The sequence below is a fragment of the Burkholderia sp. WSM2232 genome, from assembly GCF_000472545.1.
GTDB lineage: Bacteria > Pseudomonadota > Gammaproteobacteria > Burkholderiales > Burkholderiaceae > Paraburkholderia.
In genome coordinates, this window is record NZ_AWZV01000031.1 from 25,626 (window position 1) to 41,189 (window position 15,564).

Genomic DNA, 15,564 nt, shown 5'->3' on the forward strand with positions numbered 1-15,564 from the left:
TTGCGTTTCGCGAACCTGATCTGGTCGGGCTAATGGGCTTACTGCACGCCCTGGCTCGCCAGAAAGTCCTCGTAATTGCCGCCAAAGTCGTTCAGGGTGCCGTCCGTCTTCACTTCGATGATGCGGTTCGCGAGGCCGCTCACAAACTCGCGGTCGTGCGAGACGAAAATCAGCGTGCCTTCGAATTTATCGAGCGCGATTTGCAGCGACTCGATCGATTCCATGTCCATGTGATTGGTCGGCTCGTCCATCATCAGCACGTTGTGGCGGCCGAGCATCAGCTTGCCCCAGATCATGCGGCCCTTCTCGCCGCCCGACAACACTTTCACCGACTTGCGGATGTCGTCGGCATTGAAGAGCAGGCGGCCGAGCGTGCCGCGCACCATCTGCTCGTCGTCGCCTTCCTTGCGGTAGGCGTCGATCCATTCCATCAACGTGACGTCCTGCGGAAACTCTTCGTACGTGTCCTGCGGCATGTAGCCGATGTTCGCGTTCTCAGCCCACTTCACTGTGCCGTGATCGAGTTGCAGATTGCCGAGCAGCGAGCGCAGCAGCGTGGTCTTGCCCGCGCCGTTCTCGCCGATGATCGCAATGCGCTCGCCCGGCTGCACGCTGATGCTGAAGTTGTTGAAGATGGTGCGCTCGTACTTCTTCGAGATGCTGTCCGCAACCACGGCGATGTTGTGCAGCTTCTTTTCGAATTCGAAGCGGATAAACGGATTCTGCCGCGACGACGGCTTGAATTCCTCAATCTTGATCTTGTCGATCATCTTCAGGCGGCTGGTAGCCTGGCGTGCCTTCGACTTGTTTGCCGAGAAGCGGCGCACGAAGTCCTGCAGGTCGGCCACGCGCTCCTTCGCCTTGGCGTTGGCGGCCTGCTGGCGCTCGCGGGCCTGAGTGCTCGCAAGCATGTAGTCGTCGTAGTTGCCCGGATAGACCTTGAGCGTGCCGTAGTCCATGTCGGCCATGTGCGTGCACACCTGGTTCAGGAAGTGCCGGTCGTGCGAGATGATGATCATCGTCGAGTTGTACTGGTTCAGCACGTCTTCCAGCCAACGAATCGAGTTGATGTCCAGGTTGTTGGTCGGTTCGTCGAGCAGCAGCACGTCCGGCTTCGAGAACAGCGCCTGCGCGAGCAGCACGCGCAGTTTCCAGCCCGGCGCGACGTTGCTCATCGGGCCGTTGTGGTCTTCAATCGCGATGCCGATGCCGAGCAGCAGTTCGCCGGCGCGCGCTTCGGCCGTGTAGCCGTCGTATTCCGCGAACTTCGCTTCGAGTTCGGCGGCGTGCATGTAGTCGTCGTCGGTCGCGTCGGGGTTCGCGTAGATCGCGTCGCGCTCGGTCATCGCGGCCCACATTTCGGTGTGGCCCATCATGACGACGTCGAGCACGCGCACGTCTTCGTAGGCGAACTGGTCCTGGCGCAGCTTGCCGAGGCGCACATTCGGCTCGAGCATGACGCTGCCCGAACTCGGCTCCAGGTCGCCACCGAGGATCTTCATGAAGGTTGATTTACCGCAGCCGTTCGCACCGATCAGGCCATAGCGGTTCCCTTCCCCGAATTTGACCGAGATGTTCTCGAACAGGGGCTTTGGCCCGAATTGCATGGTGATGTTGGCAGTAGACAGCACGGCGCGTCCCTTTGAATGTGATATCGGCGAAAAACCCAATATTTTAGCAGGTTATTGGGAAGTCGCCCGGCGCGAAAGTCGGGCCTACCCCGCAGCCCGACGGCTCGGCCGCCCCACAGCCCGGCCGCCTCAGCCGTCCCCCGCGCGCTCCCTACCCGCCGGCGCCGCCGCGCGGCGTCTGCAAAATGTCGATAAACGCCGAAAAGTCCGCCTCGGCGAGTCCCATGGCTGCGCCGAGCCGCAGCAACTGCTGGACCGTCGACGAAACCGGCATCGGCGTGCCCGTCTCATAGGCTGTCGCAGCGACGGTGTCCGCGTCCTTCTGAAACGTACGCAGTGCGCCGATCGGCGTGAAGCCGCCTTGCGTCATGCGTGGCACGAAGGTTTGCAGCAGCACCGAGTCGGCCCAACCGCCAGCAAGCGCTTCGGGCAGCTTCGCGGCGTCGATGCCGCTGCGTGTGGCGAGGCTCACCGCCTCGGCAATCGCTGCAATGGTCGCGGTGACGATCGTCTGGTTGCAGAGCTTCGCGGTTTGCCCCGCGCCGACTTCGCCCATATGTGTGACGCGTGCGGCGTAAGCGCTGAGCAGGGGCCTGACGGCATCGACGTCGGCCGCCGCGCCGCCGGCCATGACGGCTAGCGTGCCGGCCTGCGCGCCCCCGACGCCACCGGATACGGGGGCGTCGATCCAGCCGGGGGACGGTGCAATTGCCCTGTCTGCCGCAACCGCCAACTCCACAGCCCGCTGCGCGAACTCGCGCGTCGCTGCCGGCGGAATGCTCGAATGGTCGACTATCCAGCGAACCCGGCGCGGCTCACGTGCCACGTCGTCACCTGCACCAGCGCCTGACGCGAGCAGCCCCGCCGGGCCGAACACGGTTTGCTCGACCGCCGCCGCATCGGCGAGACACAGCAGCACGGCGTCGCAGCGCGTTGCGAGTTCGCCCGGCGTATCGACCACCTTCGCGCCCTCCGCCGCAAGCGCCTCGGCCTTGGCGCGCGTGCGATTCCACACGAGCACCGTATGGCCCGCACGCAGCAGGTGCCGGATCATCGGCGCGCCCATCAGCCCCGGACCGCAAAAGCCTATTTCCACTTTCGAACCTCGTCACGTTCAGATTGCATCGGACAAACATCATAACGGCGCCACGCGGGCACGCGCGGCGCAGCGGCCATACCGGGCATGCGACGTGCGACAGCACCCCACATGCGGCGGCCCTGTGCACCCGTTCGCGTTACCTATACTTTTTGAACGCCAACGAAGATAAAGGAGAGACTTCATGTCAGACCACGTCTACAAGCAGATCGAACTGACCGGCTCATCGACCACCTCGATCGACGACGCGATCAGCACCGCGATCGCCAAGGCATCTAAGACGCTGCGTAATCTGCACTGGTTCGAAGTGACGGAAACGCGGGGCCAGATCGAAAACGACCGCGTCGCCTACTGGCAGGTGACGATCAAGGTTGGCCTGCGCATCGACGATTGACGCGGCCCACGCGCCGAACTGAGCGGCATCGGCGCAACCAGACAAAAAGAGCTGCGATCCACAGCGAGCGGATGCAGCTCTTTTCGCGACCGGGGCAAGCGTTGCCGCCGGCCGCTGCTCGGCCCCGCGCTTAGCAGCCGCGCCAGTGAGCGCGTTCGTCAGCACGGGCGGGCTTACGGACTTAGGGGCCTACGGGCTCCCCGGCTCACCGGCTTACGCCCGCCGTATCCGAGCGGGAAGATTCCGTCGGCGGACAGGAAGCCAGCGCGCTCGTGCGAGGTCTATACGTCTTCCCGCAATCAGGGCGTGACGCCCTGCCCCTCACGTTCTCGCGCGATCACGCCCTCACACGCCGAAGCCCCCCAAACCACTCACTTCGGCAGCGAACCGTCCACCCCTTCCACATACCAGTTCAGGCGCTGCAGTTCAGGGTCCGTCAAGGTCTTGCCGGCCGGCACTTTCACCGTGCCCGACTGATCCTTGATGGGGCCGGCGAACACATCCCACTTGCCGCTCGCCAGTTCTTCGCGCTTCGCCGCGACCTTCCTCTGCGCGTCAGCCGGAACTGCCGAGGTATCCAGGTCTTCCAGATCGACTGCCTTCTGCGGAATGCCCCACCACACCGGATCGTTCTTCCATTTGCCGTCCAGCACCTGCTGAATGGCGGCGTTGTAGTACACGCCCCAGTGCGCCACTACCGAGCCCAGATGCGCGCCCGGCCCGAACTTCTTCATGTCGGAGTCCCAGCCGAATGCATGCACGTGCTTTTCCGACGCGGTGGCCAGCGTGGCGCTGGAGTCGGTGTTTTGCAACAGCACGTCGGCGCCCTGACCGATCAGCGTTTCGGCCGCCTGCTTTTCCTTGCCCGGATCGAACCAGCTATTGATCCAGATGACCTTGGTATGCACCTTCGGATTTACCGAGCGAGCGCCGAGCGTATAGGCGTTGATGTTGCGCACCACTTCCGGAATCGGCACGGACGCAACGAAACCCAGCGTGTTCGTCTTCGTCACGTAGCCCGCGGCGACGCCGGCCAGATACGCGCCCTGATACATGCGCACGTCGTAGGTGCCGAAGTTCGGCGCCTTCTTGTAGCCGGTTGCGTGCAGGAATACGGTGTCCGGAAAGTCTTTCGCCACCTTCAGTTCGAAGTCCTGATAACCGAAGCTCGAACCGAAAATGATCTTGTTGCCCTTGTTGGCCAGATCGCGGAACACGCGTTCGGAGTCCGCCGATTCGGGCACGTTTTCGATGCGCGTGATCTTGATCTTGTTGCCGAACTTTGCTTGCGCTTCCTTCGATCCCTGGTCGTGCGCGAAGGTCCAGCCGGCATCGCCCGGATTGCCGAGATAGACGAACGCGACACCCGGCGCTTCGGCCGCCTGCGCCGCTCCGGCGAGCGGCGCGGTCACGGCGGCAGCCAGCGCGAGCGAGGCGGCGCCCCACGCGAAAGCGGTCAGCACATTTCTTTTCTTCATGTTTTCTCCTGTCGTGTGATCCAGTGATTGAAACGTATGGCGATGCACCGCGGCGCGTCAGCCCGCCGAAAAAAACGGCTTGCCGAGCGAGGCCGGTGCATTCAGGCGAATCGTGTTGGGGTTGCGCGAGATGAGCACGAGCACGACGACCGTCGCGACGTACGGCAGCATCGCGAGAAATTGCGTCGGCACCGGCACGCCGATCGCCTGCGCGTAGAACTGCAGGCCCGTCACCGCGCCGAACAGCAGTGCGCCGATCAACAGGCGCCCCGGGCGCCACGTCGCGAACACGACGAGCGCGAGCGCAATCCAGCCGCGGCCCGAGGTAAGCTGTTCCTGCCACAGGTGCAGGTTGACGATCGAGTAATAACCGCCCGCAAGGCCCGCCATGCCGCCGCCGAACGCGACCGCGCCATAGCGTACGCCGACCACCGGAAAACCGACCGAATGCGCGACCTGCGGCGATTCGCCGACCGAGCGCAGCACGAGCCCGGCGCGCGTGCGATACAGAAACCAGCCGATCACCGCGAACATCAGGAACGCGAGGTAATCGAGCGGCGTGAGACTGAAAAGCGCGGGTCCGAGCACCGGAATCTTCGAGAGGCCGGGAATGGTCCACGTGTCGATGGTGGCGCGCACCGCCGCCGACGTGTACGGCTTGCCGACATACGCGGAGAGCCCGATGCCGAAGATGGTCAGCGAAAGGCCGGTGGCGACCTGGTTGGCGAGCATGGTCAGCGTGAGGAACGCGAACAGTAGCGACATGGCCAGGCCCGCGCCGATGGCGGCGAGCACGCCGAGCCACGGGCTGCCGGTGATCGCCGTGACCGCGTAGCCCGTTACGGCGCCCATCAGCATCATGCCTTCCACGCCGAGATTGAGCACGCCCGACTTTTCGGCGACGAGTTCGCCCGCGCCCGCGAACATCAGCGGAATCGCAGCAGTGACGGCGCTTGAGGTAAGCGCGCTGGCTTGTTGAATATCCATGAAATGCGACGGCTGTAAGTAGCGAAACGGTGGCGAATCAGTGGGCTTGCGCGGCAACGGAGCGCCGGCGCACACGGTAATTCACGAAAAGGTCGGCGCCCAGCAGGCAGAACAGCAGGAGTCCCTGGAATACGCCGGAGAGCGCTTGCGGCAGCTGCATCGAGGTTTGCACCGCTTCGCCGCCCAGGTAGAGCAGCGCCATCAGCAGACTCGCGAGGACAATGCCAAGCGGATGCAGCCGCCCGACGAACACCACGATGATCGCTGTGAAGCCGTAACCCGGCGACCACGTCGCCTGCAACTGACCGATCGGCCCGGCGATCTCGCCCATGCCGGCGAGACCCGCGAGTGCGCCGCTGATGAGCAGCGACATCCAGATCGTTTTCCTGTCGGAGAAGCCCGCGTAGCGCGCGGCGAGCGGCGCGAGACCGCCGACGTTCATCCGGTAACCGGCGAAGCTCTTGCGCATGAAGAGCCATACGAGCGGAATGGCCGCGAGCGTCATGAACACCGACGCGTTCAGCCGCGTGCCGCGCAGCCATTTCCAGTGCCAGTCGCCGTAAAGCGTCGGGTAAAGCGCGTCGCCGCTGAACATTTCCGAGAGCGGGAAGTTCATGCCCTGCGGATCGCGCCACGGTCCGCTCACGAGATAAATCAGAAGTTGCGCCGCGACGTAGGTGAGCATCAGGCTCACGAGAATTTCGTTGGTGTTGAAGCGGCTTTTGAGCAGCGCGGGAATCGCTGCCCACAGCATGCCGCCGATCACACCGGCAAGCATCATCAGCGGCAGGATCCACCAGCCGCTCGCCTGATCGAAATAGATCGCGACGCCGCTCGCCGCAATGCCGCCCAGCAGCATCTGCCCTTCGGCGCCGATGTTCCAGACGTTTGCGCGATAGCCGATTGCAAGACCGAGGCCAATCAGGCAGAGCGGCGACGCCTTGAGCAGAAGCTCGGACCAGCCGTTCACACTGGAAAGCGGTTCGATGAAAAACGCGTGCATCGCCTGCAGCGGATCGCGGCCGACGAGACCGAAGATCACAAAGCCGATGGCGAGCGTCAGCAGCGCGGCAATGAGCGGCACGGCGAGCTGCATGGCGCGCGAGGGCGCGGTGCGCGCTTCAAGTCGATACGGAAGAATCATGGGTAGCGTGATGAGCGTTGGTATTGTCGTGGGATGGCCGAATTCTGCGCGGTGTCGAGTAAGGGGCGCGGCGCAGCCACCGCTCAGGCGTGCGCCGGATGCCCCGCTGAAGGCGCCGCGCCTTCGCGCTCGCCGAACAGGCCCGCCATCCAGCGGCCGATTTCCTCGGCGTTGGTCGCACCCGTCGCGCGCACCGGCGAGAGCCGCCCGCCCGCGAGCACCGCAATGCGGTCGCAGATGTCGAACAGCTCTTCCAGTTCCTCCGAGATCACAAGGATCGCAACGCCGCGCGCCGACAGGTCGAGCAACTGCTGGCGAATGAACGCCGCAGCGCCGACGTCAACGCCCCATGTGGGCTGCGCGACCACCAGCACCTTGGGCGCCTGCAGAATCTCGCGGCCCATGATGTACTTCTGCAAGTTGCCGCCCGAGAGGCTTTGCGCGAGCGCTTCGGGACCGCCGCAACGCACGTCGAACGCTTCGATGCAGCGCTTCGCGAACGCGCGCATGGCGCCCGCCTTGATCCACCCGGAGCTCACCATGTTCTGCCGGTGCGCGGTGAGGAGCGCGTTCTCGGAGAGCGTCATCGCCGGCACCGCGCCGCGGCCAAGCCGCTCTTCCGGCACGAAGCCGAAGCCGAGCGCGCGCCGCGCTCCCGCGCCCAGACGCCCGGCGGGCTTGCCGCAGATGCTCACCGCATCCATGCGCGAGCCGCGCTTTTCGCCCGAGAGCGCCGACAGCAGCTCCGCCTGGCCATTGCCCGAGACGCCGGCAATGCCGAAAATCTCGCCCGCATGCACGGCGAACGAAACGTTCTCGAGCGAGGTGCCGAACGGGTCGTCGCTCGCGACCGACAACGCTTTCACGTCGAGCAGCACGGCACCCGGATTGTGCTCGCGGCGCGTGTAGTCGGGCAGCGAATGGCCGACCATTAACTGCGCGAGCGACGCGTGCGTTTCCTCTTTCGGCTTCACGTGGCCTGTCACGCGGCCGCCGCGCATCACGGTGGCGGTGTCGCACAGTTCCTGGATTTCGTCGAGCTTGTGGCTGATGTAGAGAATGCTGCAGCCTTCGGCGGCGAGCCGCTTGAGCGTCGCGAACAGCTTGCGGACCGCCTGCGGCGTGAGCACGGAGGTGGGTTCGTCCATGATCAGAAGACGCGGATTCTGCAACAGGCAGCGCACGATCTCCACGCGCTGGCGCTCGCCCACCGTCAGGCTATGCACGTGACGCTGCGGGTCGATGTCGAGCCCGTATTCCGCGGACACGTCGCGGATGCGCTTGGCGAGCGCCTTCAGATCGAACGGTTCGTCGAGTGCGAGCGCAATGTTTTCGCCGACGGTCAGCGTCTCGAACAGCGAAAAGTGCTGAAACACCATGCCGATGCCGAGCTTGCGCGCCGCCGCCGGACTCGCGATCTCGAGCGCCTCGCCTTCCCAATGGATTTCCCCGGCGTCCGGGCGCACCGCGCCGTAGATGATCTTCATCAGCGTGCTCTTGCCCGCGCCGTTTTCGCCGAGCACCGCGTGAATCTCGCCGGGCGCGACGGTCAGCGTGACGTCGTCGTTGGCTCGCACGGCGGGATATTGCTTGGTGATGCCCTTGAGCATCAGCCGGGGCGCCGTGTGCTTGGGCCCGGGGTCCCGCTGCATGGCGGCGCCGTCGCGATCAGAAGAGTTGCTCATGTGATTCCGTAGTGCGTCAGTGAAACCGTTGCGCGAGGTTCGCCTGCGTCGTCGCCAGACGATCCGTCACCACAACCGGATGACAATACCTAATTCAAACCGCTCAGTCGAGCCGACAAAATTCGCGCAAAGCCCCGCCACAGCACGCTCCGCGGGTATGTCTCGCTTGACGCGCCTTTTCGTTCATATTAAAACGCATATACCCCAGTACCCCGTCGATCAGCCAGAACATATATTTCGGAGAAGTCATGAGCCAGCAACGCGAGGCGATCGATACTTACCTTTTACGCGTCTTGCACACCCTGTTGATGGAGCGCAGCGTCACCCGCGCAGCCGTCAAACTGAACCAGTCGCAACCGGCCATTAGCGCCGCGCTGCGCCGCTTGCGCGACATCACCGGCGACCCGCTGCTCGTGCGCGGCAAGTCCGGCATGGTGCCCACCGAATACGGCCTGCGCCTGCTCGAACCGGTGCAGAACGCGCTGCGGGAAATCGAGCGCATCAAGTTCCAGCAGCACAATTTCGACCCCGCAACCTCCATTCGCTGCTACCGCATCGGTTGCCCCGATTATCTCAACGTGCTGTTCGTGCCGACGGTGGTCGAACGCTTTCGCCAAGCGGCGCCGAACGCGACGCTCGAATTCCATTCGCTTGGCCCCGCGTTCGACTATGAACTTGCGCTCGAAGACGGCAAGCTCGACATCGTGGTCGGCAACTGGCCTGAGCCGCCGGAGCAACTGCATCTGTCGAACCTGTTCGTCGACCAGATCGTCTGCCTGATGAGCAACACGCATCCGTTCGCCAAGCGCGGCGGGCTCACGCTCGACCAGTACCTGAACGCCCCGCATCTCGCCCCCACTCCGTATTCGGTCGGCCAGCGCGGCGCAATCGACGTGCACCTCGCGCGCGAACGCCTGAAACGCCACGTGGTCGTCACGCTGCCGTATTTCAATCTGGCGCCGTATGTGCTGATCAAATCCGATCTGATCTTCACGACGACGCGTCTTTTTGCGGACTACTACGCCAAATTTCTGCCGCTCACCGTGGTGCCCGCGCCGCTCGACTTTCCGCCGATGCAGTACTACCAGCTGTGGCACGAGCGGGTCCATTACTCCGATGAAGTGCGCTGGTTGCGCAGCCTCGTCGCCGAAGCGACCCGAACATTGATCGACAAGCCTTGACGTGTCGGCGCCGCGCGTGGCCGGCGGCAGATGCATGCGCGGCCGCGTGCGCGATCGCGTGCACCGCGCGCACGCCCGTATGTACCCCGCGCGCATCCGCCGCCACGCACGCGCCCTACGTCACACCGCCGCTTCGCCAAGCGCTTTCGCGAGCCGGTTGTGGCGCTCGATGACCGGCCCGAGCTCCAGCGTCGTCAACTCTCCGTCCCTCACCACCACCTTCCCGCCGATCACGCTATGGCTCACCTGCGACGGCGCGCAAAACACCAGCGCGGCAACCGGGTCGTGCAATGCGCCGGCAAAGAGCGGCTGACGCAGATCGAACGACACGAAGTCCGCCGCCATTCCGGGCGCGAGCGCGCCGATATCGTCGCGGTTGAGCACCCGCGCACCGCCCAGCGTGGCGATTTCGAGCGCGTCGCGCGCGGTCATTGCATCCGGTCCAAAACCGACTCGCTGCAACAGCAACGCCTGGCGCGCTTCGGCAACCATCTGTGCGCCGTCGTTCGACGCCGAGCCGTCCACGCCGAGACCCACGGGCACGCCCGCGAGCCGCATCCGCTTGACTGGCGCGATGCCCGACGCGAGCCGCATGTTCGAGCACGGACAATGGGCGACGCCCGTGCCGGTGCGCGCGAACAGCTCGATGCCGGCGTCGTCGAGTTGCACGCAGTGTGCGTGCCACACGTCGCGACCCACCCAGCCGAGGTCTTGCGCGTATTGCGCGGGCGTCATGCCGAACTTTTCGCGGCTGTACGCCACGTCGTTGGCGTTCTCGGCGAGATGCGTATGCAGCGACACGCCGTACTGCCGCGCGAGCGACGCCGATTCGCGCATCAAGTCGCGGCTCACCGAAAACGGCGAGCACGGCGCGACGACCACGCGCAGCATCGCGTAACGGCCTTCGTCGTGATACGTCTCGATGAGGCGCTGCGTGTCTTTCAGAATGTCGGCCTCGCGCTCCACCACTGAATCGGGCGGCAGGCCGCCGTCTTTGCGCCCCACGCTCATGCTGCCGCGCGCCGCGTGAAAGCGCATGCCGATGCGTCGTGCGGCGGCAATACTGTCGTCGAGCCGGCTGCCGTTCGGATAGATATACAGATGATCGCTCGAGGTCGTGCATCCGGAGAGCAGCAGCTCGGCCATCGCGGTGAGCGTCGACACTTCGATCATCTCCGGCGTGAGGTTCGCCCACACCTTGTAGAGACTCGTGAGCCAGCCGAACAGTTCGGCGTTCTGCGCGGCCGGCATCGCGCGCGTCAGGCTCTGGTACATGTGGTGATGCGTGTTCACGAGCCCCGGAATCACCAGGTGCCCGCGCATGTCGAGCACCTCGTCGGCGTCTGCGGGCAACTGTGCCGTGGGTCCGGCCGCGACAATGCGGTTGTCCTCGATATACAGGCCGCCGTCGCGCAATTCGCGCCGTGCGTCGTCCATCGTGACGAGCATGTCTGCGTGTTTCACCAGCATGGTTCGGGCTGGCTTGCTGGTTCCTTGTCCTGCGTGTTCCATCGTCATCCGTTTCTCCGCGTGATTGCTTCCGTGCAAAGTCGTTCGAACGCGATGTGACGGCACACGAACCGGCGCCGCCGCGTCCCGTCGAACGCCGTTGGCCCGGTTACCCAGCGTCATGCGCCGTCTTCGGGACGTGTGCCGCGTCAAGCCCGCGCTCTTCGCCGGGGCGTCGTATTGCTGCGGTGCACAGGCGTAACCTTCGGCGGCCAAAATAAGGCTGACAACTCGCGGCGTTGCGATAACCAACTTAAGGCTGCCGATATAGTGGGGCATTTTTGACGCCGGTACGATCCAGTGGGGATCGAATATGCGCAAAGCGTGGCCACGCGTCACTCGCTGCGGCTAGCGGTGCACGGTCCTTCATGCGCCAGCTATTATCTTTCTTATCGCGCGCGCGTTCGGCAGAACAAGTTTTTACAATGGCTCCCACGGCGCTCGCTTCAATTCGCCGACGGGTATGTAGCCACTGACGTGGAGCCTCGATCCGCCGCAAACGTATCTGGATCGGGCTGCCGCCGAAACCTCGCAAACACACAAGGAAAATTGCGAATGGGAAAGCTCACTACCCATGTGCTCGATACCGCGAACGGCCGTCCCGGCGCGGGCATCAAGGTCGAACTCTTCGCGCTCTCGGGCGACACGCGCCGCGCGCTGAAAACCACCCTCACCAATGACGACGGCCGCTGCGACGAACCGCTGTTGCAAGGCGACGCGTTCGTCGCCGGCGAATACGAACTGGTGTTCGGCGCGGGCGACTACTTTGCATCCATCGGCACGCAGGTGCCCGAGCCGCGCTTCGTGGATCGCGTCGTATTGCGCTTCGGCATCGCCGACGCGGCAGCGCACTATCACGTGCCGTTGCTGGTGTCACCGTGGTCGTACAGCACGTATCGCGGCAGTTGAGGTGCGGCTGCGGTGCGGCTGCGGTGCGGCTGATCGGCGGCCGGTATGCAACCACGGCGCCCGCACGCTCAACGCTGGAACCCAACAAAAACGTAACCCCACGACGTCGTGCGAACTGAGCGCACCGCGTCTTTCATCCCGCAGTCCGCGGGGCGGCGTCCTCTTCGCCAGCATCCGTCAAGCGGATACGCGACACACAGAACGCCGCCCGCGCGAGCAACGAATCAGAAGTGGAGGAGTTTCATGGAAGGCTTTATCACCGACTGGCTGAATCTCGCGATTCGCTGGTTTCACGTCGTCGCCGCCATTGCGTGGATCGGCGAGTCGTTCTATTTCGTCGCGCTCGACAACAGCCTGAAACCGCCGCAGGACCCAAACCAGCGCAAGCGCGGCGTGTTCGGCGAACTCTGGCATGTGCACGGCGGCGGCTTCTACAACATGCAGAAGTACACCGTTGCGCCGCCCGAAATGCCGGACGACCTCCACTGGTCCAAGTGGCCGTCGTACACCACGTGGCTCTCGGGCTTCGGCCTCTTCACGGTGCTGTATCTGTTTTCGCCGTCCACCTATCTCATCGACAGGAATGTGCTCGACATGGGCCCGGTGGTGGCTGTCGCCTCGGCGCTCGGCTTTCTCGCGGCGGGCTGGATCGTGTACGACTCGCTGTGCCGCATGCTCGGCAACAAGGACAAGGTGCTCGGCATTTGCGTGGGCGTGTATGTGCTGATTGCGGCTTGGCTCGCGTGTCATATCTTTGCGGGGCGCGCGGCTTATCTGATGATGGGCGCGATGCTCGCGACCATCATGTCGGCCAACGTGTTCTTCGTGATCATTCCGGGCCAGCGCAAGATGGTCGACGCGATGCTCAAGGGCGACACGCCGAATCCCATTTACGGCAAGCGCGGCAAGCAGCGTTCCGTGCACAACACGTATTTCACGTTGCCGGTGGTGTTCGCGATGCTCTCCAACCACTACGCGATGACGTACACGCACCCGTACAACTGGGCCGTGCTCGTCGTGATCATGCTGGCCGGCGCGCTGATCCGTCAGTTCTTCGTGATGCGTCATCGCGGCCAGGTGCTGTGGTATCTGCCGCTCGCCGGCATCGCGCTGATGTTCGGCGCCCTCTTCTGGACGATGCCAAGGCCCATAGTTCCGCAGGCACAAGCCGCGAATGCGCCCACGGTGAAATTGGCCGACATCGCGCCGGTGCTCCAACAGCGCTGCGCGGCATGCCACTCCGCGCATCCGACGATGATGGGCAGCGCGCCCGCCGGCGTGATGCTCGATACGCCGGATGAAATCTCGCAGAACGCACAGCGTATCTATCAGCAAGCGGTAACGCTCAAGGCCATGCCGCTTGGCAACGTCACCCACATGACCGACGACGAACGGATGAAGATTGCCGCATGGTTCGAGGGAGGAGCGGCGAAGTGATAGAGGCGTGGCCGGGCGGTTGTTGAATTCTCGGGCCGCATAGATATGACGAAGCGGGCTTTTCGCGGAGGCGGAAGGCTCGTTTTTTTGTTGAGCCGTTTTTTGTTGAGTCGTTTTTTGTTGGCTGGCTTTTTTGTGGGTTGTTTTTCCGTCGCGGTGTCTTTCGCCGCTTCGCGCTTGATGTCCGCATGGAGCCGCCGCATGTTCATCGGCGCATTTCATCGGCGCATTTCATCGGCGCATTACATCGAGTTAGCGTGACAGCACACATGCCCCCACTACCTCAGCGGCTGGAAGTTAGCTGTGCGCGCACTGCAGGCAACGCGGCAAACGCGGCGCTCACGTCATTCGCCGCATCGGCAAATCTACGCGCGAGTGACAGCGCGCCCATCGCCTTGAACCGAGGACGCACATCGTGACTGCGAAAAACAAAGAGCCCGCAGCATCACCGTGCTGCGGGCTCTTGGAAACGAACCTTGCTCGTAACTAACACCGAAACAAAAAATCAGACCGCCACTGCATTCAACGCATCTTCAGTCAGCCACAGTGGCTCGACAAGATCCTGCTCGTTGAGATTGAGCCCCTCGCCGCCGCGATCGACGACGATGAAGTCGCTCACGTCACCCAGCGCGATCAGCGGATGGTGCCACACGCCCTTCGCATAATTGACGCCCTGCCAGCCGCTCGTCACGAATGCGCGGATCTTCGTTTCGTCGAGCTCGCCCGCGGGCGCCACTACCACCAGATACGGCTTGTCGTTCAGCGGCACGAACGCCTGGCTGCCAAGCGGATGACGCTCGAGCATCTTCACCTCGAACGGCAGCGTGCGCGGCTGCCCGCGAAACAGATTGACGAGCGTGCGACCATTTTCGTCGCTGACATCCACTCTCGCGAGATCGTGATAACGGATCGTGGTACCGAGGTTGATCGGAATCTGCTTCGCGCCCTCGAGCTCGATCACGTCGCCAAATGCGGCGAACGCTTCCTTGGTCAATGCTTCGATGGCGAGCGTCTTCATGATGCAAGCGTGCCCCACAGACGCAGGCGCGAGACGCCGCCGTCCGGAATGATGTTAAAGCGCACGTGCGTGACCGGGCCGAGCGCGGCAATCTCGCTTTCGAAGTAATGCTGCTTGTCCATTTGCAGCTTCTGCTCGCCGAGCAGCACGGGCCAGAACATCGCTTGCGTGACCAGCGAACTGTCGGTGCCGCCCGTCACATACGCGGCCTGAATAGAGCAGCGGTCCGGGTAGTTGCCTTTGAAGTGCGCGGTGTCCACTTCAATTTTTGTAATGACGCCCGGCTGCGCCAGCGCGACGATCGCCCAGTCGTTGCCAGGCTCGCGACGCCGCCGCGTTTCCCAACCGTCGCCCATATTCACGCCGCGGCCGGGCATCAAGATCGTAGAGGCTGCGCCAAAGTGCTGATTGTTCGCTGCGACGAGGTAGGCGCCGTTTTCCATTGCGGCCAGATCGAACTGTTCGGTGCGGCTTGCGCCGGCCCAGTCGACTTGCGGCTGACCGTACACGCGCAGCCGCGCGATACCGCCGTCCGGATAGATGTTCACGCGCAGGTGCGTATAGGCGGTCGCGTCGCCCACATCCAGATAGTGGTGGCTGTTGCCCTGCAAAGTGGTCGAGGGCACGATCTCGGTCCATTGAGTCGAATGGTTCGGCACGCCGTCCACCACGCGCGCCGCTTCCACCGAAGCGGCCGGCGGGAAGTTGCCCGTAAAGTGGCTTGTGTCGAGGTCGAGCCCCTTGATCACGCCCGGCCGCGCGAGCTTGACGATGCACCAGTCGTAGCCGGTCACGCGCTTGCGGCGCGTTTCCCAGCCGTCCATCCACTTGCCGTGCTCGTCGTACTTGCCGGGAATGAAGACGGCCGGCTCCGGGTTCAGCATGCGCTCCTTCGGGGCGAAGAATTCGTCGCTGGCCTCGAGCGCCTGCGCGCCCAGGCGCGGATCCGCCAGATTCACGTAGCGACGCGTGAATTCGGGAGCGTTGGGGTCGAGAATCGGCAGTGCCATCTTTGTCTTCCTTGATGTTGGTGTGTGCTAAAAACGTTCCTGCGAAGAGCCGCTGAGTCAGAGAGCAGCAGCGCTCATGCGTTCG

The 15,564-nt window shown here is 63.8% G+C and carries 13 protein-coding genes; 4 read left to right on the forward strand and 9 right to left on the reverse strand.

Features of this window, described 5'->3' with window-relative positions:
• Positions 1-38: 38 nt before the first annotated feature.
• Together F757_RS0124550 and F757_RS0124555 are read right to left on the reverse strand one after the other, a co-directional pair.
• Positions 39-1,631, reverse strand: a complete 1,593-nt coding sequence (locus F757_RS0124550) for an ABC-F family ATPase (RefSeq protein WP_027213695.1) — start codon at positions 1,629-1,631, stop codon at positions 39-41.
• A gap of 151 nt (positions 1,632-1,782) precedes the next feature.
• On the reverse strand, positions 1,783-2,727 hold the full coding sequence (locus F757_RS0124555) for an NAD(P)-dependent oxidoreductase (RefSeq protein ID WP_027213696.1): 945 nt from the start codon (positions 2,725-2,727) through the stop codon (positions 1,783-1,785).
• A 184-nt stretch (positions 2,728-2,911) separates the two neighbouring features.
• On the opposite strand from F757_RS0124555, the gene F757_RS0124560 reads away from it, so the two are divergent.
• Positions 2,912-3,121, forward strand: coding sequence for a dodecin (locus F757_RS0124560; protein WP_027213697.1), 210 nt, complete (start codon positions 2,912-2,914; stop codon positions 3,119-3,121).
• Positions 3,122-3,492: 371 nt separating this feature from the next.
• On the opposite strand, the gene F757_RS0124565 is transcribed toward F757_RS0124560, so the two are convergent.
• From F757_RS0124565 to F757_RS0124580, 4 genes are all read right to left on the reverse strand, one after another.
• Positions 3,493-4,599 (reverse strand): BMP family ABC transporter substrate-binding protein, encoded by a 1,107-nt coding sequence (locus tag F757_RS0124565; RefSeq protein WP_027213698.1) that lies wholly within the window; start codon positions 4,597-4,599, stop codon positions 3,493-3,495.
• A gap of 57 nt (positions 4,600-4,656) precedes the next feature.
• Positions 4,657-5,586, reverse strand: coding sequence for an ABC transporter permease (locus tag F757_RS0124570; RefSeq protein WP_013339487.1), 930 nt, complete (start codon positions 5,584-5,586; stop codon positions 4,657-4,659).
• A 37-nt stretch (positions 5,587-5,623) separates the two neighbouring features.
• On the reverse strand, positions 5,624-6,730 hold the full coding sequence (locus F757_RS0124575; protein ID WP_027213699.1) for an ABC transporter permease: 1,107 nt from the start codon (positions 6,728-6,730) through the stop codon (positions 5,624-5,626).
• Positions 6,731-6,813: 83 nt separating this feature from the next.
• Positions 6,814-8,415 (reverse strand): ABC transporter ATP-binding protein, encoded by a 1,602-nt coding sequence (locus tag F757_RS0124580; RefSeq protein WP_027213700.1) that lies wholly within the window; start codon positions 8,413-8,415, stop codon positions 6,814-6,816.
• Positions 8,416-8,663: 248 nt separating this feature from the next.
• Here F757_RS0124580 and F757_RS0124585 point away from each other — a divergent pair, with 248 nt between their 5' ends.
• Positions 8,664-9,596 (forward strand): LysR substrate-binding domain-containing protein, encoded by a 933-nt coding sequence (locus F757_RS0124585; protein WP_006051768.1) that lies wholly within the window; start codon positions 8,664-8,666, stop codon positions 9,594-9,596.
• 120 nt (positions 9,597-9,716) lie between these two features.
• Here the strand turns inward: F757_RS0124585 and F757_RS0124590 are convergent, their stop codons facing one another.
• Positions 9,717-11,114 carry an 8-oxoguanine deaminase gene (locus F757_RS0124590; RefSeq protein ID WP_027213701.1) on the reverse strand — a complete coding sequence of 466 codons (1,398 nt, stop codon included), beginning with the start codon at positions 11,112-11,114 and terminating at the stop codon, positions 9,717-9,719.
• A gap of 546 nt (positions 11,115-11,660) precedes the next feature.
• On the opposite strand from F757_RS0124590, the gene uraH reads away from it, so the two are divergent.
• Positions 11,661-12,014, forward strand: a complete 354-nt coding sequence (gene uraH, locus F757_RS0124595; RefSeq protein ID WP_013339491.1) for a hydroxyisourate hydrolase — start codon at positions 11,661-11,663, stop codon at positions 12,012-12,014.
• 243 nt (positions 12,015-12,257) lie between these two features.
• The gene (locus tag F757_RS0124600; protein ID WP_027213702.1) at positions 12,258-13,451 is read left to right on the forward strand and encodes a urate hydroxylase PuuD; all 1,194 of its coding nucleotides are present in this window, start codon (positions 12,258-12,260) and stop codon (positions 13,449-13,451) included.
• A gap of 505 nt (positions 13,452-13,956) precedes the next feature.
• Here the strand turns inward: F757_RS0124600 and F757_RS0124615 are convergent.
• Positions 13,957-14,469 (reverse strand): ureidoglycolate lyase, encoded by a 513-nt coding sequence (locus F757_RS0124615; protein WP_027213704.1) that lies wholly within the window; start codon positions 14,467-14,469, stop codon positions 13,957-13,959.
• Complete coding sequence (alc, locus tag F757_RS0124620; protein WP_027213705.1) at positions 14,466-15,479, reverse strand: allantoicase; 1,014 nt, start codon at positions 15,477-15,479, stop codon at positions 14,466-14,468. The genes F757_RS0124615 and alc overlap by 4 nt, the downstream gene beginning before the upstream one ends.
• Positions 15,480-15,564: the final 85 nt, after the last annotated feature.